Annotated in this window: 16 protein-coding genes; 9 read left to right on the top strand and 7 right to left on the bottom strand. The window is 53.4% G+C overall.

Annotation, left to right across the window (positions count from 1 at the left end):
• Positions 1 to 51 precede the first annotated feature (51 nt).
• Positions 52 to 2187, top strand: a complete 2136-nt coding sequence (locus KTH_RS21030) for a tetratricopeptide repeat protein (RefSeq protein WP_497620915.1) — start codon at positions 52 to 54, stop codon at positions 2185 to 2187.
• Between the two features lie 126 nt (positions 2188 to 2313).
• Positions 2314 to 3972 carry a spermidine synthase gene (locus tag KTH_RS21025; protein ID WP_111324150.1) on the top strand — a complete coding sequence of 553 codons (1659 nt, stop codon included), beginning with the start codon at positions 2314 to 2316 and terminating at the stop codon, positions 3970 to 3972.
• A 29-nt stretch (positions 3973 to 4001) separates the two neighbouring features.
• Here the strand turns inward: KTH_RS21025 and KTH_RS21020 are convergent, their stop codons facing one another.
• Positions 4002 to 5231, bottom strand: coding sequence for a helix-turn-helix domain-containing protein (locus KTH_RS21020; protein WP_111324151.1), 1230 nt, complete (start codon positions 5229 to 5231; stop codon positions 4002 to 4004).
• A gap of 246 nt (positions 5232 to 5477) precedes the next feature.
• On the opposite strand from KTH_RS21020, the gene KTH_RS21015 reads away from it, so the two are divergent.
• Positions 5478 to 5876 carry a hypothetical protein gene (locus KTH_RS21015; protein ID WP_497620912.1) on the top strand — a complete coding sequence of 133 codons (399 nt, stop codon included), beginning with the start codon at positions 5478 to 5480 and terminating at the stop codon, positions 5874 to 5876.
• A 53-nt stretch (positions 5877 to 5929) separates the two neighbouring features.
• Here KTH_RS21015 and KTH_RS21010 read toward each other — a convergent pair whose 3' ends face one another.
• Positions 5930 to 7165, bottom strand: coding sequence for an MFS transporter (locus KTH_RS21010; RefSeq protein ID WP_497620910.1), 1236 nt, complete (start codon positions 7163 to 7165; stop codon positions 5930 to 5932).
• A gap of 221 nt (positions 7166 to 7386) precedes the next feature.
• Here KTH_RS21010 and KTH_RS21005 point away from each other — a divergent pair, with 221 nt between their 5' ends.
• Positions 7387 to 8667, top strand: a complete 1281-nt coding sequence (locus tag KTH_RS21005; protein WP_170142744.1) for a M16 family metallopeptidase — start codon at positions 7387 to 7389, stop codon at positions 8665 to 8667.
• A gap of 161 nt (positions 8668 to 8828) precedes the next feature.
• The gene (locus tag KTH_RS21000; RefSeq protein ID WP_111324155.1) at positions 8829 to 9677 is read left to right on the top strand and encodes a sugar nucleotide-binding protein; all 849 of its coding nucleotides are present in this window, start codon (positions 8829 to 8831) and stop codon (positions 9675 to 9677) included.
• Here the strand turns inward: KTH_RS21000 and KTH_RS20995 are convergent.
• Positions 9628 to 10836, bottom strand: a complete 1209-nt coding sequence (locus KTH_RS20995) for a PQQ-dependent sugar dehydrogenase (RefSeq protein ID WP_497620908.1) — start codon at positions 10834 to 10836, stop codon at positions 9628 to 9630. The two genes, KTH_RS21000 and KTH_RS20995, sit on opposite strands and share 50 nt — an antisense overlap.
• 255 nt (positions 10837 to 11091) lie before the next feature.
• Between KTH_RS20995 and KTH_RS20990 the strand changes: the two genes are divergently transcribed.
• Complete coding sequence (locus KTH_RS20990) at positions 11092 to 12489, top strand: glutamine synthetase family protein (RefSeq protein ID WP_111324157.1); 1398 nt, start codon at positions 11092 to 11094, stop codon at positions 12487 to 12489.
• A gap of 78 nt (positions 12490 to 12567) precedes the next feature.
• Here KTH_RS20990 and KTH_RS20985 read toward each other — a convergent pair whose 3' ends face one another.
• From KTH_RS20985 to KTH_RS20970, 4 genes are all read right to left on the bottom strand, one after another.
• Positions 12568 to 13668, bottom strand: coding sequence for an aminopeptidase (locus KTH_RS20985; RefSeq protein WP_111324158.1), 1101 nt, complete (start codon positions 13666 to 13668; stop codon positions 12568 to 12570).
• A 141-nt stretch (positions 13669 to 13809) separates the two neighbouring features.
• Positions 13810 to 14907, bottom strand: coding sequence for a glycosyltransferase family 4 protein (locus KTH_RS20980; RefSeq protein ID WP_111324159.1), 1098 nt, complete (start codon positions 14905 to 14907; stop codon positions 13810 to 13812).
• The gene (locus tag KTH_RS20975) at positions 14898 to 15314 is read right to left on the bottom strand and encodes a 6-carboxytetrahydropterin synthase (RefSeq protein ID WP_111324160.1); all 417 of its coding nucleotides are present in this window, start codon (positions 15312 to 15314) and stop codon (positions 14898 to 14900) included. Before KTH_RS20975 ends, KTH_RS20980 begins: the two co-directional genes overlap by 10 nt.
• A 69-nt stretch (positions 15315 to 15383) precedes the next feature.
• Positions 15384 to 16097: an SDR family NAD(P)-dependent oxidoreductase gene (locus tag KTH_RS20970; protein WP_111324161.1), complete on the bottom strand. Its 714-nt coding sequence runs from the start codon at positions 16095 to 16097 to the stop codon at positions 15384 to 15386.
• A gap of 160 nt (positions 16098 to 16257) precedes the next feature.
• On the opposite strand from KTH_RS20970, the gene KTH_RS20965 reads away from it, so the two are divergent.
• The 3 genes from KTH_RS20965 (at position 16258) to KTH_RS20955 (ending at position 19188) form a co-directional block, all read left to right on the top strand.
• Entirely contained in the window at positions 16258 to 16716 is a 459-nt protein-coding gene (locus KTH_RS20965; RefSeq protein WP_111324162.1) for an Lrp/AsnC family transcriptional regulator, read from the top strand.
• 18 nt (positions 16717 to 16734) lie between these two features.
• On the top strand, positions 16735 to 17673 hold the full coding sequence (locus KTH_RS20960; protein WP_111324163.1) for a DMT family transporter: 939 nt from the start codon (positions 16735 to 16737) through the stop codon (positions 17671 to 17673).
• Between the two features lie 252 nt (positions 17674 to 17925).
• Positions 17926 to 19188 (top strand): DUF4388 domain-containing protein, encoded by a 1263-nt coding sequence (locus KTH_RS20955; RefSeq protein ID WP_111324164.1) that lies wholly within the window; start codon positions 17926 to 17928, stop codon positions 19186 to 19188.
• Positions 19189 to 19246 lie beyond the last annotated feature (58 nt).

The raw sequence follows: 19246 nt of genomic DNA, 5'->3' as shown, positions 1-19246 counted from the left end.
AGTACTCTTGTAACGAGTGGGGTGTCAACTCACTGCATAACGGAGCAAGTTGTGAAGACGGATCGTGATATAATTCTTCCAACAAATCAGCTTATTGAACAGGCACAGACAAGCCTGCACGAGCAGCTTGTGTCTCTGACTCCTTTTGGCATTATTGCAACAAAGCCACCCGCGACAGATCCTCCAATGACGATGCAGCGTGCCGACGAGGTCCATATTCTCCTGCGTATGGTCAGCGATACGGAGACCAGCTCAGTGGTGCTCACCGGGAATCCCGGGGCCGGAAAGTCGACGCTGGCTGCACTCCTCTACAATGGCTTTGAGCTCTCGAAGCGTTCCGGTCTTCCAGCTCCTCGCTATCTGGTCTGGCTTGGTCTCAGTCCGTTTACCACCATCCCTGATATGATTGCGGCAATTCTCCAGGGCCTGGAGTATCCTGTTGAGGATTTTGTGCTGCTTCGGCCTGCTGAGCAGATCCAGGTGCTGTTGCAGGCGTTACGGCGTCCACAAGAAAGTGCGCTGGTGATTCTGGATCAGTTTGAGGCGCTGCTGTACTCGGATACCAGTCAAAGCGGGGGGGGACGCGGGATGTTACCGCTGTTCCTTGAAATGTTGCAGCAGGACATCGGGACGAGCCGCATTATTCTGACCAGTTATCAATCGCCTTTTGATGAGCGCCTGGAAATTCCCCGGGTGCGCTCATGCCTGATCTCACGGATCAGTATTCCTGAGGGGCTTGGACTGCTGCATGAGCGTGGGCTGAGGGCTTCCCCCGAGGAATTGTCTCTGATCTGGCAGCGCTGTACCGGGCATATCTTCTCGCTGGTGCTGTTTAACGCCGTGGTCCAGCTCAGTGGTATTTCCGTCAGCTATCTGCTCAATTCTCCGGATTATCGTCCGCTGTGGAGCGGTGACGTAACGATGCAGCTTATCGCAACGCTGTATCACTTTCTGAATCCGACGCAGTTTGCGCTCTTTCAGGCCTTGAGTCTGTTCTATCAGCCAGTCCCGCTTCAGGCGTTGATTGCGATTGTTACCGGGAACAATCAGATCCAGAAACAGAGCTCGCAGTATCTGCTGTTTGAGAAAGAGTTGGATACGCTGGTGCAGCTCTCACTGGTGCAGTGTTCGACTGATCGCTTCGGGACTCCCTGCTATATGCTGCATTCCCTGCTGCGTCAGTATATGTTTGAAAACTTCCTGGATTCCAATCCACAACGGCGAGGAGAGAGCCTGACCGCGTATGGCATTACGTCTCCGCTATCTCAGGTGCCCAGCGGTTCCGATGGGGTTCGCAGCGCGATTGCGGCGGGCCATAAACGTGTGGCCACCTATTATCAGGAACTGGCGCGAACCGCGTATCCACCGAAAGGGAAGCGCCAGAAGATGCACGATGTTGAGCCACTGATTGCGGCGGTGCGTCACCTCTGTCTTGGTGGGTTCTGGCAGGAGGCCTGTGATCTGCTGTTTGCCGAAGGATTGCACGAAAACTTGATCCAGTGGGGAGCCTGGAATACATTGATAGGCATATATACATCGCTGTTGCCTCCCTTTGGTGATATTGCGGCCCGCGATCAGGGGATTGTCGCCAGTTATGTGGCGATGCTCTATGCTCGTCTGGGTGAGTTTCCGCAGAGTCAGTCGTACTTTGAACAGGCGCTATCGTTGCAGCGTCGTATCGGGGACCGCAAGGGAGAGGTCGCGACGCTGGTCAATCAGGGCGAGATGTTTCGTCTGGCCCGTGACCTTGAGCATGCGCTGAATTGCTTTGAGGCAGCCAGTCAGTTGAATGCGGGGAGCGATCGACAGGTACAGTGTGTGATCTTGCACAATATGGGGCTGCTCTATCACCAGATTAAGGATTTCGATCAGGCCTATCAATGCTATATCGAGGCTCTGGATATTATTAACGAGACCAATGCGCCCGAAAGTGCTGGTATGGTGCTGACCAACCTGGGAATGTTGCTCTATCAGCAGAAGCAATTTAAGGAGGCGCTGGCGATTCTCCTGACGGCGCTTCGTATTCGCAAGAAGGTTCAGGATACCTCTGTTGTCGTGCTGGAAAAGTTCTTAAAGGCTGTTGAGCAGAAACTGGGGCCGGAGAAATACGGAATTCTCTGTCAGGAAGCAAAAGAGATGCAGAAGCAGGTACTGAGCCGCATTCTACCCGCGCATCCGCTACCGTGAATATGATTTGACAAGCTATGCCATATTGTCTACATTACGTGATAATGTTACTCGTTTTCAACATGGCTCTTGCTTTGTTTTTTTGAACAAAAACGACTTCCGGTACTGGAAAGTGAGTTTCTCGTTATGTCTACCGCTACCCCAAGTCCACAAGAGATTCAAGAAACCAGTGCGCCACCCGCGCAGGCTGCCGGCCGTCCAGCGCAGAGCTGGCTGGTTATCTTGCTGGTCTTTGTCTCTGGCGGTGTCTCTCTGGGCGTTGAGATGGCCGCCTCACGTTTGTTGGCCCCTTACTTCGGGACATCGCTCTTTGTCTGGGCGAACCTGATTGGCCTGATCCTGCTGTACCTGACAGTGGGCTATTATGTAGGTGGTCGCCTTGCGGATCGCTTCCCCCGGCCCACTGTTCTCTATGGGATAACCGCGCTTGCATCATTGCTGGTTGCCTTGATCCCGCCGCTATCCCGGCCTATTTTGCACTGGTCGCTGTCGGCTTTTGCCACCTACTCGGTCGGCGTCTTCTATGGCTCGCTGGTTTCGGTTATTCTGCTCTTCTTGCTGCCGATGGTCTTGCTTGGCTGTGTTTCGCCGTTCGCGATTCGGTTGAGCGTCGATCAGGTTGGCAAATCGGGACGCATCGCCGGTTTGCTCTATGCGATTTCGACCGCCGGCAGCATTCTGGGCACCTTCCTCCCAGTGCTTGTGCTGATCCCGAATTATGGCACCGCGATGACCTTCATTATCATGGCTGCCGCCCTGTTGCTGGTCTCGATCATCGGCCTGCTGTTCTCTGTGAAGCCGCAGCAAAAGAGCCCTGCTGAGAAGGCGCGCTTCCTCTCAATCTTGTTGTTGTTGCCTCTAGGGGGTGCTTTTCTGGCATCTCAGGGCAACATCAAACCTGCCAGTGGGATCGACGATAATGGCAATATTGGAGGCAAGCTACTTGAGGAGCACGAATCGGGCTATAACTATATTCAGGTGGTGCAGGTAGGAGAAGAAACCCAGTTGATTCTTAATGAAGGATTGGGGGTGCATTCCATCTATAACCCAAAGCGCGTGACGACGGAGGGAGGCGGTCCCTGGGATTATTTTTTAATCGCGCCCTTTTTCAATAATTCGTTCAGTCCCGATCAGGTCAAAAAGGTCTGCATTATCGGTCTGGGTGGTGGAACCTCTGCCCGGGGCTTCTCCGAGGCATACAAATCCGTTGCCATTGACGGCGTTGAGATCGATCAAAAGATCGTCGATATGGGCGAGAAATATTTCCATCTGGGCGAGACGAATACCAATGTGATTGTGCAGGATGGTCGCTATTTTCTTGAGTCCACCACAAATAAGTATGATGTGATTGGTATTGACGCGTATCAACAGCCCTATATCCCCTTTCAGTTGACCTCGACTGAGTTTTTCTCTACGGTTCGTTCTCATCTGACTCCCAATGGCGTGGCGGTGATTAACGTCGGACGCACAAATGATGATTTCCGGCTGGTCAACGCGATGGCCCAGAATATGAAGACCGTATTCTCAAACGTCTATATTGTGGATACACTGCGTTTTACCAATAGTCTGATTATCGGGACAAACGCGAAAACCAATCTGGGCAACTTCCAGAAGAACACCATGCTGGTTGATAATCCCCTGCTCAAAGAGATTGCCTATCAGGCGTTGGTGACCGGGAAGCTGCGAGAAGAGAAGCAGGCACACGTCTACTTTACTGACGACCTTGCCCCGATTGAACAGATGATTGACCAGATTATCTTCAATGTCGCGCAGCACTCACTCTAAACGGGTAGAGGAGGAGCAAGAGCCCTCCTCTATTTCTTCTGGGTAAGCGCCTGCTCCAGGGCGAAGACATGTGGTTCATTGGGTGCTTGCTCTTTGCATTGCAAGAATGTACTCCTGATCCGCTCCTCTTTCATCGGCAGGTCCAGCGCGCGCACAATTTTCAGGGCCCGTAACAAAAAGAGCGCGCAATCACTGTACTGTTGTAGCGCGTAATGGACACGTGCCTCTTCCAGCAGCAGATTTATCTGCCAGCGCGGCAAGCCTGGCTTCAGCCCCTTGCGTGCTACCAGCAAAGCGTGTGCAGCCTCATCATAGCGACCGAAGAGGGTCAATGCTTTCGCTCGTTCGATATACAGGCTGGTGATATCAAGGCGAACGAAGCTCCCATCCGGTTCGAGTCTGCCCTTTCGTACGATATGTCCGGCGGTGTTGAAATAGGTCAGGCTCCTTTCCTGAAGGCGTTCGCTCTTGCCCGCAAGGTATGCTTGCGCTTCACCGGCGATCTGATAGACTTTCCCTTTCAGAGGATCGCGTGAGAGGTCGGCATAGGGGAGAGCCTGCATGGCATCCTGATATGCAGGCTCGAATTGTCGGCTCTGGATATAGATGCGGGCGCGGCGTAACAATGAGGCCGCGATAAGTTCGGTGTTTCTGAGGTGAAAGGCGATCTCGATAGCCTGATTCTCGTAGGCTAATGCCTCATCAATATGCAGGCGGTCGCGCTCAAGCAGTGAATAGAGCTGATAGAAACGACAGAGAAGCGCTTCAAACTGATCTTTACAGACCCCTCTGGCGCTCTCCACTCTTCTCCTCAGGCTGGAAAAGCAGAGATCGATTGTACAGGCAGCCCGCTGAACGCTGCTGCTATAGTAAAAGTCCCAGCTTAGTGCAAGCAAGTTCTCGTAAAAGGTGATGATCTTCTCATCTGCCATCAGATCTCCAGTTATCACCTCGGTGAGCGGCTCCGGCTGCTGCTCAAGCAACGCGATTGTTGAGAGCCCGAGTAGAACCGGGGGAATGTTCAAGGCTCTGCTGATCCGCACCCGGCGCGGGATAAGTTCGGGCATCTTCTTGTTTTTTGGGCTTTCCAGCATCTTGATATAGCGCAGTGACCAGCCGAGGATGCGGGCCAGCTCTTCCTGTTCCCAGCCCCGGAGCTTACGGTAATGCTTGATAACCTGACCGATATGCGGAAATTGCCCTTCTCCCGGGTCAAACGGCCCATACGTATGCCACCAGTAGTAGTCTGTTTTTGTCATAATCGCCACCTACCCTGCACTACAACGCTTCCTTTTCTGATAAAGTCTAAACCATGCTCTGCTGTATTTCAATAGATGTTTGCTCATATAAGGGTGAAAGTTCTTTTCATTATAATAATTGCGTGCATTGGCGAAAGTTGAAATAAGGAGTAATGTGCATGTAGCACTTTTGCCGGGACATTCTCTGTTCGGTTGCATGGGAAAAAGAGGAGAGAAAAAGACGATTCATGTGACAAAGGACGGTATATGATGAAACGTGAAGAGACTCTGGTATCTTTCACGGCAACCCATAGCGAAATCATTGCACTTGGCGTTGCGATCCTCGCATATCCCCGCTATCTTGCCACACAGGAACAAATAACGCAGGAGCAGCGGACCGTGATGCAGTTGCTGGATAGTTTCCAGCGCCGCCTGGCGCTTCAGGCACAGAGGCCCTCTTTGCGCCTGCTCTTAGAGCGGCACCATGTGAGCATTAATGACCTTGCGCGTGCCAGTGAAATTGAGGTGTTGCTGGTCTGGGCTATGTATGTTGGCAGGCCGACTACGCGCGAGGATGCGCAAGCAATTGTACAGGGACTCAATCGGCTCTGTAACACCCGGTATACACTTGACGATATTTCGGTTGTGTTTGCCTCCGGGGAGTAGCAGACGCAGCTACTTCGCCCGGGAGGCGAAGCAGTGCGCCGCGTTTGAGGGGTTCAGGCGCGTTTGCGCTGACTGGCAAAGATGATAAGACAACCGATAAGAATGCTGATGCCGTAGCCAATCCCGTTCACGACGAGTGGCAGCCGGAAGTTCAGATGATAGAGCGGCAGGAATAGAGTGCTACCAACGAATGCCCCCATAAAGCCGAACATATTATAGAGGCCCTGAATCTGCGCTCTGGTGTTGGCTGTTGAGGATGTCGCGACGTGAGCGTCAAGGGCTGGAAGCATCAGGCCATAGACTGCCCCGTGAATGACGAAGAGGATACCAACCAGGGTGGCGCTGTTTGCCAACCCATATGCCATATAGAGCGGCACTTGAAGCAGGCCGCCCACAAGAATGATCCACTTGCGGCTCAAGCGATCAGCAAGTCTGCCCCCCAGTGGCGAGAGAATGATGTTTGGCACCGACCAGAGCATATAAATGATTCCTACTACCGTCACCGTCGCCCCCAGATCATTATGCAGCCAGATCGGCATAACAGTCTGATCGAAACCCAGGAAGAGGTAATCACCAAAGGCAATCACATATGCGCCGATCAGTCCGAGCGGGAAGAGCATATGCAGCGGAAGCTTTGTTTTCTGCTTTGTTTGTGTGATTTTGTGGGATATCCCGCTTTTGACCAGCGTGATAATCAGCACCAGACCGATCAGGCGAGTGACAACCGAACCAATAAAGGTATTGGTATATCCAAGCAAGCCGCCAAGTCCGGGACCAAGCAGAAAGCCTACATTCAAAGCCGCTCCAAATATGCCAAAGGCCTCACCCCGCTGGTGCTCCGGTACGGCTTCGATGACCATTGCGCGGCCTGCCGGAGCGACTGCGGCTCCAACCATGCCTTCGAGGAAGCGAAGGACAATAAAGAGGATCGGGTCTGTAATAACCAGATAGATGATGGTTAATATCGCCTGTAGGATCAGGCCAATAATCATCAGACGCTTGTGTCCGAGTTTATCTGAAAGCCAGCCGGCAGGGAACTGGAAGGCGAAATTTGAGATCAGAAAGGCATTCGCCATCATAGAGATAATGGTAAGAGAGGCCCCCTGCTGTTCTGCATAGAGCACACGAATCGGTGTCACCATACTCAAACCGATATACGTGACGCATACAGCGAGTGATATAGCCAGTAGTGTGCGATTGCGCCAGACCGGGGTATCTGGAATGGTAGGTAACCCGCTTTGCATATGCTCAGATACGGATGTATTGGTAGATGAGTGATTGGCAGACATAAGACTCCTTTGAATAGTAGGGTGGCTGGCCAAAAACGCTACACGGAGAAGAAGTATTCTCAGTATAGCTGATGCAGAGTATTTGGGCCCTGTCCTGAAGGACAGAAACCGGTCCGGGTGTGGCCGGCAGTTCCATGTACGCTGGAATGAATGTATTGTGGTATACTGAGCTTAATTTCGCGTGCATGACCAGCCTTGCTCAGAAAGGATGTTTGTATAGAATGAGTAATCAGACGCTTCCCCCGAATTATTTCTTCCACCGGCTCCCAAACGGGATTGAATTAATCGGGCAATATATGCCAAGCCTGAGCTCAATTACGCTCGGCTTTCAACTCAATGCTGCGGTGATCCATGAGCCTGCCGAAAAATATGGGCTGGCTCATCTGTTTGAATATATGCTGCTTCAGGGCACTAAGCAGCGTGATGCCCGTGCACTTAACGAAGCCTTTGAGTCGCTTGGAGCACGCAAAGGGGTAAGCACCAGCCTGGAAATCTCCCAGATCTGGGCGCAGATTGTGCACAATAAGTTTGATGATACGCTGGCACTCTTGCGTGATGTCTTGCTCACGCCGACTTTTCCGCGCAATGAGTTAGAGCAGATGCGCAATATTATTCTGCAAGAGATTCGCCGCCGCGATGATGAGCCCATGAGCCGCATCTTTGAACTGGTGCGCTCAAAGTTCTATGAAGGGACATCACTTGGCCGCCCCATGCTTGGTACCAACGAGAGTGTACGGGCGTTGCAGAAACAGGATTTGCAGGAGTTCTGGCGCGAGCGTTATCAGCCCGATAATGTGCTGTTTGCAATTGCCGGTAAGTTTGACTGGGATCATGTCGTTGCCCAGATGGAGACGCTTTTCGGCGATTGGAGCGGTCAGGCAAGCGCCGTCGCAAAACAAACCCCAAGACCGCAAAATGCGATTGTGCTTGATCGACAGGAGGGCAAGCAGGAACATATCTGTATGCTGTGCCCATTCCCTAATTATACCGATCCTGATTACTATGCGGCAATGATTCTCGCTGAGGTCCTCGGTGGCAATATGGCTTCACGCCTCTTTGTCGAGGTGCGTGAGAAGCGCGGTCTGGTCTACGGCGTCTCCGCCAGCCTGGCAGGCAACAGGCATATCGGGGCCCTGCGCATCTATGCCGGAACCACGCCAGAACAGGGACGTGAGTGTCTTCAGGTGATTGTAAATGAGTTGCGCAAATTGGAGCAGGACGGCATTACTGCTGACGAGCTGGAACGCGCAAAGGTGCAGTTGAAGAGTGAAAACGTCATGCGCAGCGAGGGCTCTGGTTCCCGTATGGGCGCGATTGCCCGTTCATGGTGGTATGAGCGCAAGGTCAGAACGGTACATGAGGTGAAAGATGCGATTGACGCTGTCACCGCCGATCAGGTTATGCAGGTCTTACAGCGTTACTCTCCGTTGAATCCGCTGACCGTTGCCGCTGTCGGCCCGCTCTCCCGTGATGAACTGGTTGGCGATACCTTGCCTTTCTAGCGGTGAGGATGAGTCTTGAGCAGTTGCTGAGGCTGAAATAAAGCCATCAGCAATGAGCCTGTGATCTCAAGTGTGCGTACAGTATCGCTTCCCGTTCACCTGGAGAAGCGATACTGCGGCCTTTTCTGCGCCGTCCTCATATCTCGTCAGGATAGAGACTTATGAAAAAGGATTGCAATGTTGTTCTACTTGGCTCAAATGGCTATCTTGGACGCACTCTGACCGTGCGTTTGCAGCGGGATGTCGCCGTATTTCCCACCCATCGGCAAGGCGCGCTTTTCCCCTCGTCGCTTCAGTACGACTTCTGGACGGACGATCTGACTCCGTTGCTCAGCCTCTGCCAGGCTGACATTGTGGTGATCGCTATGAATGTCGCCTATGTGGCGCAGGATCCCGTCGTTGATAGTCGCCTGTTTCGGTTGCGCGTGGGTAAGCTGGTTCATGCCTGCCGTGAGCGCAGAGTGATCTATATCTCCAGCGACGGTATTTTTGATGGCCGATCAGGCATGTATACCGAGACGGATGTACCGCACCCGATTACACCCTATGGCAAGAACCTGCAATTTTTCGAGGAACGTGTCAGAGAGTTCTGTGACGACTACTGTATTATTCGTCCTAGTTATCTCTTCGGTTATGCCCATGCCGAGCTTGATCGGCGCCTGGCACGGGTGCGTGCTGGTTTACTTGCAGGAGAGCATTTCACCTTTTTTAAAGATATGATCAAAAGCCCGCTCGACGTCAATCAGGCGGCGGAAGCGATCGCCCAGATTACGCTTTCCAACTATATTGGCGTCGTGCATGTCGGCGGGGTTGCGATGTCGGTCTATGATTTCTACCATACCGCGATGCAGACGTTGCAGGTTCCCTGTGAGGGGCTCAGTGCAAGCATGATGCCCGCTGATAGCACTATGCCGAAGAATACGTCGCTTGATATTCGCTTGATGAAGGGACTGACCGGAGTCAGACCCTATACGGTGCAGGAGGCATTGCAGCGGATCCCTGTTGAGTAGCGACGATGCGGTAGATCAACCCTGCTTTGTCATCGCTTACGTATAATGCCCCATCGGGACCCACGGCCAGCCCGACCGGCCTACCTGTCGCTGCGTTCTGCTGTAACCATCCTGTCGCGAAGTCCTGGGCTGGTCCGGCCACGTTGCCCTGTGCGTTCAGCGGCACAAAGACGACCTTATAGCCGGTGGGTACACTGCGGTTCCAGGAGCCATGAAAAGCGATATAGAGCCCATGATAGTGTTCGGGGAAAGCCTGTTGTCTGTAGAAGGCGAGCCCTAACGGTGCGGAATGAGCCTGCATTTTCAGCAATGGCTTGATGATTCCGTGACAGGAGTCGGGTTTTCCCAGTTCGGGATCAGGAATGTCGCCCGCGTGGCAGTAAGGCCAGCCGTAGTGGCCGCCATCTTGTAGCGCATAGACCGTCTCGGGCGGCGTGTCATCCCCGAGCAGATCGCGCCCATTATTGGTGACCCAGATTTGCTGGTTCCAGGGATTGATAGCCATGCCAACAGCGTTCCGTAGACCATCGGCATAGAGCCGCCCCTGGCTGCCGTCGAGGGCATAGCGCCAGACCGATGCGCGGCGCTTATCCTGCTCCACGCAGTTATTGCAACTGGACCCGATAGAGACATAGAGGGCATTGTCTGGCCCAATCAGGACCGTTCGCGTGGTATGATTACCTGTTGCTGGTAGGTCCGGGATAATCACGCGTTGCTGTATTCCCCGGTAGCCCGACCCGAGAAGCAGGCGCGTGATCTTTGACGTTTCACCTATGTAGAGCTCATTCTGGTGAAACGCGAGGCTGGTCGGACTATCGAGCCCCGAGGCCACCACAACATGGCGTGTGGCCTTGCCGGTATGGTGTGGGTCCGGGAGCGCTGTAACCTGATCCGCCCCGCTTTCGGCGACAAAGAGCGTGCCATCTGGACCGAAGGCCAGAAATCGTGGAGCTGAGAGCCCGTCGGCAAAGATAGAGGCCTGAAAGCCTGGTGGCAGGGTAAGTGTGGTGGCGCCCGGCATACCGCTGACCCGGCTGGAGCCAAAGATCCAGGAACGGAGTGCATTGAACCGGACATAGACCAGTAGCCCTCCGACAACCAGCACGATCAGACTGACGACGATAACAAGACGTATGATTCTGGTGCGACGCTCTGTCATCTTTTCCCTCTTTTCCTGTAATCTGTCCTTGTCTGCTTCCAGTATAGCGCTTTTTGGCTCTGAGGTGAGCTTATAATGGAGGCAGGTAAAAGATTGTTCCCCTGTTTGGCTTTTTTCTTGACAGCACTGACAATGCATGCAACAATGGCACTCACCAGGAATGATAACCGTTGAAACCTGTACAAAAACGAGAGAAGAGACGAGCGCTGTCGGGGTTGGCAGCAGTTGGAGAGCTCGCAGGGAGGAGCTTGAACAATGGCCGGTGAACAGGGTTTAAGTATGTATGAGAAAGTGATGGCAACCATTGAGCACGAGCGCGTGCGCTTTGTGAATCTTGAATTTACAGATATTGTCGGCATGGCAAAATGTGTGACGATTCCCGTGGAGCAGTTTGTTAATAGTGTCCGTTACGGGAAATGGTTCGATGGCTCCTCTCTTGAAGCGTTTGCGCGGGTGGCCGAAAGCGATATGTATCTCTTCCCGGATCTCAGCACCTTCGCCGTGCTGCCGGATAAGGTGCGTCCGGTGCCGACGATAGAGGCCACACCAGATGAAGAACTGAGCGCCAGTGATGTGGTGGCGCGGGTAATCTGTGAAGTGCGTACGCCGGAAGGAGAACGCTTTGACGGTGATTCTCGGGCGACACTGATGCAGGCGCTCCAACTCGCGCAGGAGATGGGTTTCTTTTATCGTGTTTCCCCCGAGCTGGAATTCTTCCTGTTACGTTTTGAAGGCAAGACGCCAACGCCGTTACCCCATGATCGCGGAAGCTACTTTGACCTTTCGACCGATCTGGCAACGGTGGTACGCCGCCAGATGGTGCGAGCCCTGCAAAAGATGGGTTTTACGATCGAGGCCAGTCACCATGAAGTGGCCGAGGGACAGCATGAGCTCGACTTTGAGATTGCGGATGCCCTGCATATCGCTGATGGCCTGATGACTGCCAAGTATGTGCTCAAGGCGATCGCGTCGCAATATAACCTTTACGCAACCTTTTTGCCCAAGCCCTTCTTCGGGATCAATGGGTCTGGATTGCACACGCATCAACAACTGATCTCAAAGGAGACGGGGAAAAACGCCTTTGTGGATATGCAGGCCGAGTATGGGCTGTCGCAGATCGGACGCTATTTTATCGCCGGGCAATTGGCGCACGCTCCGGCTATGTGCGCGATTCTGGCGCCGCTGGTCAACTCCTATAAGCGATTGGTGCGCGGCTATGAGGCTCCGGTCTTGATTAATTGGGGCCGAATCAATCGGCAGGCGCTCATCCGGGTGCCGCATTTGAGCAAGGATCCCGAGACCTCTATGCGCATTGAGCTGCGCTGCGCCGACCCGAGCTGTAACCCCTATCTGGCCTTTGCGGTGATGCTGCGGGCCGGACTCGATGGCATTCAGCGGAAGCTGGATCTGCCGGGACCAATGGAAGAGAACCTTTTCTTGCAGGATGAGGGGGGGCGCCTCCGTCCACGTGCGCGTCTACTACCTGCGACGCTTGGCGAGGCGCTTGACGCCCTGCGTAGTGATTCGCTGATTCGCGAGACGCTCGGCGACTCCATTTATGAAGGCTTTATTGATGCCAAAAGTATTGAGTGGACCGAGTATCGCGAGCAGGTGCATGGTTGGGAAATTGATCGGTACCTGCCCATCTTCTAGCGTGTCTGGCTGCGTGAGTGCAGTCTGAATATGGAGGCAAGAAAGAAGGCGACGGGTTCTGAACCGCCGCCTGTTTGTTTAGATCAGGAACTTTCCGTTCTCATAGAAGAGCTCACCATCTGCGGTGATGCGTCCCTGCCGTAGATCACAGATCATATCCCAATGCAACCCGGATTCGTTCTTGCCACCGGTATCAGGATAGGATTGACCGAGCGCCATGTGCATCGTGCCGCCAAGCTTTTCGTCAAAGAGGATGTCCTTTGTAAAGCGCTGAATGTCATAGTTTGTGCCAATGGCAACCTCACCCACAAAGCGGGAACCCTCGTCCATATCCAGCATGGTGTTCAGGAAGTCCAGGCCACGATCAGCGCTGCTCTCAATCACTTTGCCATCTTTAAAGACAAGGCGCACATTCTCGACCTCGTTTCCCTGATAGATAGCGGGATAGCTGAAGGTGACCACACCATTGACCGAATCCTCAATTGGGCCGGTGAAAACCTCGCCATCCGGGAAGTTCACCTTGCCATCGGCACTGATCCAGGTGCGCCCCTTGACCCGGTAGGTCAGATCAGTTCCGGGAGCCTCGATATGAATGACATCGTGCTGATTGAGATAGTCGACAATGCGCTGCTGTTCCTGGCTGACCTTTTTCCAGGCGGCAATGGGATCCTCTTCGTTGAGCTTGCCTGCTCCGTATACGAACTCCTCATACTCGCTCAAGGCCATTCCGGCTGCCATTGCGTGTCCCTGTGTCGGGAAGCGTGTCAGACACCAGCGTAGCTCTCCAGTGGCGGCTCGCTCCATATTGCGCTTGCCCAGTTCACGTGTGGCGCGGCTACGAAGGGTTATGCGTTTGGGATCGACGCCGCTGAGGGTGTAGATGTTTTCGGAGGCGCTGATGTGGAGCGTCTTGTTGAAATATTCAAGCTCATATTTGGCAAGTTCGGGGACCGTGGTCAACAGCTCGTCGCTGGCCTCTTGCAGAAAAATCGAAGCGAAATCCTCGACCTCAATGCGCGTGCTAACCTCTGCTCCTGCTCTGACTGCTTCGCGATAGACTTCGCGCAACAGGGGCAAGCTGGCAATAGATCCGCTCAGACGAAAGCGGTCTCCGGGCTGCAATTCCAGCGAGTAATGGACCATGATCTTAGCCAGTTTCTGTACACGAGGATCGGTCATAACGGCAAATCTCCTTCTTTTATGGTGCCTCTTCTTCTACCACCATATGTATAAATGGGCATCATAATTTCTGGTTGGATACGATCACGTGGTGATCTCCGGGTGGATGTTTTTCAGTATATCATTCAAGACGATGTGGGGCTATGCTTTGGGGCATAGCGAGTAATAGAGCTGCTCGTAAGCGGTGAGCATGCTCTGCAAAGAGAAGTGACGCTCCACGTGAGCGCGACACCGGGCCCGCGAGAGGGTATGGAGGTTGTGCACCGCTTTTACGGCTCCCGCGATATCGCCGGGCGTGACCAGGAAGCCTGTTTCTCCATTGGCCAGCACTTCGGCAGCTGCCCCGCGCTGATACGCGATGATAGGTGTGCCTGTTGCCATCGCTTCTACGGCGGCCAGCCCGAACGGCTCTTCCCAGGAGATCGGGAACAGGAGGGCCCGCGCTTGCCCCATCAGACGCCACAGATCCGCATGCGGTAGCTGACCCAGATAGTGGACCTGGTTCCCCTGGATTCGGGGCTTGATGCGCTGCTGATAGTAGTCCTCATCATAGATGCCTCCGGCAAGGAGCAGGCGCACACCAGCCTGTTCGGCGATCGCAATGGCATCTTCTACACCCTTCTCAGGTGTAATCCGTCCGGCAAAGAGCAGAGGGGCGTCGGTGGCGACCTCTTCTTGATAGGGAATCGCCGAGAGGTTCAGCCCGTTGTAGATCACGCGATCAAATGGGGTATAGTCAGCATAGCTTTGCGCACAGGCCTGCGATACGGTGACCAGCGTTAGAGGATGACCCTGTTGGTTGAGGACACGCAGACAGTCGTTGATCTCTGGTGTGACGGCAGGCAGATGTATGGTATGGACCACCGGAATTTGATCCAGTAACGTACTACAGGCGAAGGCGGGCCAGTCGAAGGCGTGCGCGTGAACCAGATCAAATTCATGCTGCCGCTGTTTGAGGCGCAAAAAAAGGTCAAGGAAGAGATTGGCCTGTGCGAAGAATCCCGCGTCAGCAGGGCGCTCCTGAGGCGGACCCGAGAAGCGGGCTGGAACCACGCTCTCGGGCACAGCGATCTGTTCGATCACGATATCGGGAAGGATGGAACCCTCGCGGGCAAAGAGCGTCACCTGATGACCATCTCGATGAAGGCCGGTGGCCAGTTCAGCGACTAACGCCTGTGCACCACCCACGAAGGGCTGTGCGATAGGGGTAACAAGTGGGGCGATCAGGGCTATTCGCATGCGGGACCTCGGTAGGTGGCAACGTTATTCTCAGTTTCGTGCAGTGTGACTTCATAGAGCATATGCGCGGGAAAGGCGCTCTCCAGGCGCTCCCAGAACTTGATAACCAGCATTTCGGTGGTGGGGATTACTCCTTCAAGCCAGGGAACATCATGGTTGAGATGCTTATGATCGACCCAGTCAACAACCTGTTCATTGACGATGCGCTTGAGATCTGTCAGATTGATGATCATGCCAGTTTTTGGGTCCGGCTGACCTTGCACGGTGACTTCCAGCGTATAGTTATGTCCATGCCCGTTGGGGTTGGCGCATTTATCATAGATGGCGTAATTCTCTTCGTCGCTGAGATCGTTACTCCAGAGGCGATGTGCGGCGCTGAAGGTTACGCGCCGTGTCAGAAACACCATAATGTTTGTTCTCCTATTACAACACGCGGGACGGTGCCCGAGCCGGGCGGATAGACGCCGTGTGGTTGTTCAGGCATTGGTGAACAGTTCGATATTACTGCCGTTAAACTTGCTGCCGCTCTCGTCGGCCAGGAACAGGAGAATCCGGGCCAGTTCTTCGGCTGTCATGCCTGCTTGCAGGTGCGGAGCCGCCTGACGAAGCATCTCGGTATCAATGGCTCCCGGACTGACCGCACAGACGCGAATATTATGCGGCTTCCCTTCGACTGCCAGAATCTCGGTCAGGCTGGCAACTCCGGCCTTCGAGACATTGTAGGCGCTTAACCCGGGAAACTTTTCTACCCCTTTGACGCCCGAAAGCGATGAGATGTTGATAATCACGCCCTGGTGTTGCGCAATCATCATCCTGAAGGCCTCACGGCAACAGAGGAAGGTGCCACGCAGGTTGACAGCAAGCACGCGGTCCCAGGTGGCGCTATCCATATCCTCGAAGGGACGCGTTGCAACAAGACCCGCGCTATTGACAAGAATATCGACCCGTCCAAACTGTTTCCTCATTTGTTGGAACAGCGCCTGAACGTCGTCTTCGTTTGCAACGTCGCCGCTAACGGCGATGGCGGTTCCGCCTTCCTGGCGAATCGCGGCCAGGGTCTCTTCAAGGTGGGCCGGCGTCTGACTGAAAAGGACAACTTTGGCCCCTTCCCGGGCAAAGAGCTGCGCCGTTGCGCGACCGACTCCACGACCCGCACCGGTAACAATAGCAATATGATTTCTTATACTCATAACGGCATTATAACACGCGTGGCCGGTGGATGGTGTCGCTTGTCTGCTGCTCCGCACATGGCTGGAGTTTATTTGTTGATCTATAAATAAAAATATGGTATTACAAAAGAAACAGAAGAAATTTGAAAGTAATGCCTAAAAGTTAAAAGGGAGAGTACCGTTGGATGAGATAGATCAAAAGATCCTGAACTTGCTTGCTCGTGATGGCCGGATGACACATACCGCACTTGGAAAGGCGACCGGATTGAGCGCACCTGCCGTTTATGCACGTATTCAGCGCCTGGAACAGGAAGGTGTGATTACCGGCTATACGGTGTTGCTCGATCCCACGAAGATTGGCTGCGGACTGACTGCGATTGTCCGGGTGGTGTTACAGGCATGTGAGGGAGAAAACGAGCTCTTTGAGGACTTTGTACGCCGGGAGCCGCAGATTGTGGAGTGCTATGATGTTGATGGCGAGGATTGCTTTATTTTAAAGATCCGGACGGCCTCTCCTCAGAGCTTACGGGAGCTGGTCGCCCGCATCCGCAGTATTCCGCAGGTTACTCGTACTATCACCTCGATCGCTTTGTTAACTATCAAGGAGCCTGGCGTCAACGGCCCGCTTCCTGAATACTAGAGAGGGTTCTGTATTTTTATGGCAACCGAGATGCAATCAAACGTGCAGCCCGGCCACGGGAGCGCACTGCATACACGAAACGGTCATCATCTGAAATATATTCTGTTGCCGCTCCTGGTCTCGATGATCTGGGGTGGAACCTTTATTGTGGTGCAGCGTGCGGTCAGTCTGAGCGGGCCTTTTACCTTTCTAGCGCTGCGTTTTGGGATCGGGACGCTGATTCTGGCGCTCTTCTCATACAAGCGGCTGCGCAGGATTACCCGACTGGAACTGATCTCAGGTTCCTGTATCGGCGTCATTCTCTTTGCCGCTTATGCATTGCAGACTGTGGGTTTACAGTTTATGACATCGAGTAAGGCAGCGTTTATTACCGGGCTCTACGTGCCGTTTGTGACGATCCTCTCTGTCTTGCTGTTGCGCCAGAGGCCGACGCTTGCCGCGCTGGTCGGAGTGCTGCTGTCCTTTCTCGGGTTAACGCTATTATCGGTGAATGATCAATTGACCCTGACGTTTGGTCTGGGGGAGGCGCTGATGCTCGGCTGCGCCGTAGCAAATGCACTGCATGTTGTCAGTATCAGCAAGTTTGCGGCGCGCTCGGATGCACTTAACCAGACGATTATTCAGATGGGAATGACGGCGCTTCTGAGTGTGATCGCGATGCCGCTAGCTGGTGAGCGCTTCGTCTCTCCTGATTGGACAGTCTGGCTTGCCGCGCTGGCGATGGGGTTGATCGCGACCGCATTCTGTATCGCGGTGATGAACTGGGTGCAGAAGTTCTTGAGCAGCACACAGGCAACGCTGATTTACGCGCTTGAGCCTGTCTGGGCAGCTATCATCGGAGGGGTGATCGGGGAACCAATGAGTATCCCGACAATTATCGGCTGTGGGGCAATCTTTCTCGGTATGATTGTTGGCGAACTGGATTTGGGCCGCTTCAAAAGAAGGAAAAGTGGATAGTTCATCTTATCATTGCACGAACCCTTGTTTCAGATCACTTTAAGTGTGAAGGTGAAAAAGAACACATACTGGTAGAAAAGGGGAATAACAGAGGCAATAAGATACTTGTTGAAACAAGTTGAGCTTGTTATAATGAGGCAGAAAACAGTGTTCCGACACGTTTTCTTCTTCGCAGAAACGACTCGGATTCGCTACAATCAGGGTAGATGTTTTCCAGTGTTCTTTTAAACTGATCTGGCCCACGGGGGATATATGAATACAGGCACTGTCTTATCTGGATCACTCAAAGATTTTGGCCTGGTGGAAGTATTGCAGATAGTGGAAATGGGAGGGATGACGGGCGCTATCCATCTGAAGCAGAGCAACGGGCGAATGGGTATCCTCTATTTTAATGAAGGGAAGCTTGCGAACTGCTCCGAATTTGACCCGAGTGCTTTAACGCTTGGTGATGTCTTGCAACAGCTTGGTATGACCACGTATCACCATATCGAGCAGGCCTACATGCAACAATTACAGGATCCTATTGGGAAGCGTATCGGGGAACGGCTTATCGCAATGGGGGCGATTACGGAGGATCAGTTACAGCAGGCACTCAAGACAAAGGTCTTATGGACGGCCCGCGAACTGGCTCTATGGAACGAAGGCAATTATGAGTTCATCGCCAGCCCGAATGTACAGAAGCTGTTGCCGCATGGAGAAATCTCGTTAGACATCGATGTTCTGCGCATCACGATGGAAATGGTGCATTATGGCGATGAGTGGCAGACGCTCCGGCAGTTTTTACCGCAGGGCATGCGCACCATGCTTCAGCTCTCGCCTGCAATCCCGTTTACCATCCGCTTTGATCTCCGCGCTCTGGAACTGTTCACCCATGTCAATTTGTATCGGCGGGTGCGGCGGATTGCGACCGCTATTCGTCGTCCTGAACTGGAGGTTGCGCAGGATCTGGCGCAACTGGTACAGCAGAAGTTCTTGCTGGTCGCGCAGCAGGAGGCGGTGCCACCCAGCGAGCGCAATGTGCGCCTGCCGGATCCGGCGGAAAAGCTGCGTCTCGAAAACTTTGCGCTGTTAGATCTCATCAGCCGGATGGAACAGGAATGGGATAAACGTAGAACGCCAATGGATCAGCTTCCGGCGCTGGCTGAGTTTGTTAACTGGACGATGGACGCGCTGGCCGAATTGCAGCGCTCGAATGGCCTGGCGCTTGATCCGAATGCGCTCAAGTCCTTGATGATGAATGAAGGGTTGACGAACGTTGGCAATTATGAGTTTAAGGTTGAGCATAATCATGTCGACGTCGAGAACTTCACCAGCCTCTGTTACGAGATTATGAGCGGCGATGTGCATAAGGCTGAGGCTTTTTACGATCAGGCCGCGATGATCCTGCATCGATTGTTATGTTGTATCTTTGAGATGATCAATGCTCGTGTTGCCAATCCACGCGAACGATTGGAGAACCAGGAAGTCTGGGAGGCTATGTTTGAGCAATTCGCTTTGCAGAGTAGTGGTGCCTGAGCTGAGTTTGTGAAGCTACCGAGCTCGCCAGAAACTCGGTAGCTTTTTGCTTGAATGA

The sequence above is a fragment of the Thermosporothrix sp. COM3 genome (assembly GCF_059696735.1).
Note: the sequence above shows the minus strand (reverse complement) of the source record. Positions and strands in the feature narration are given on the sequence as shown.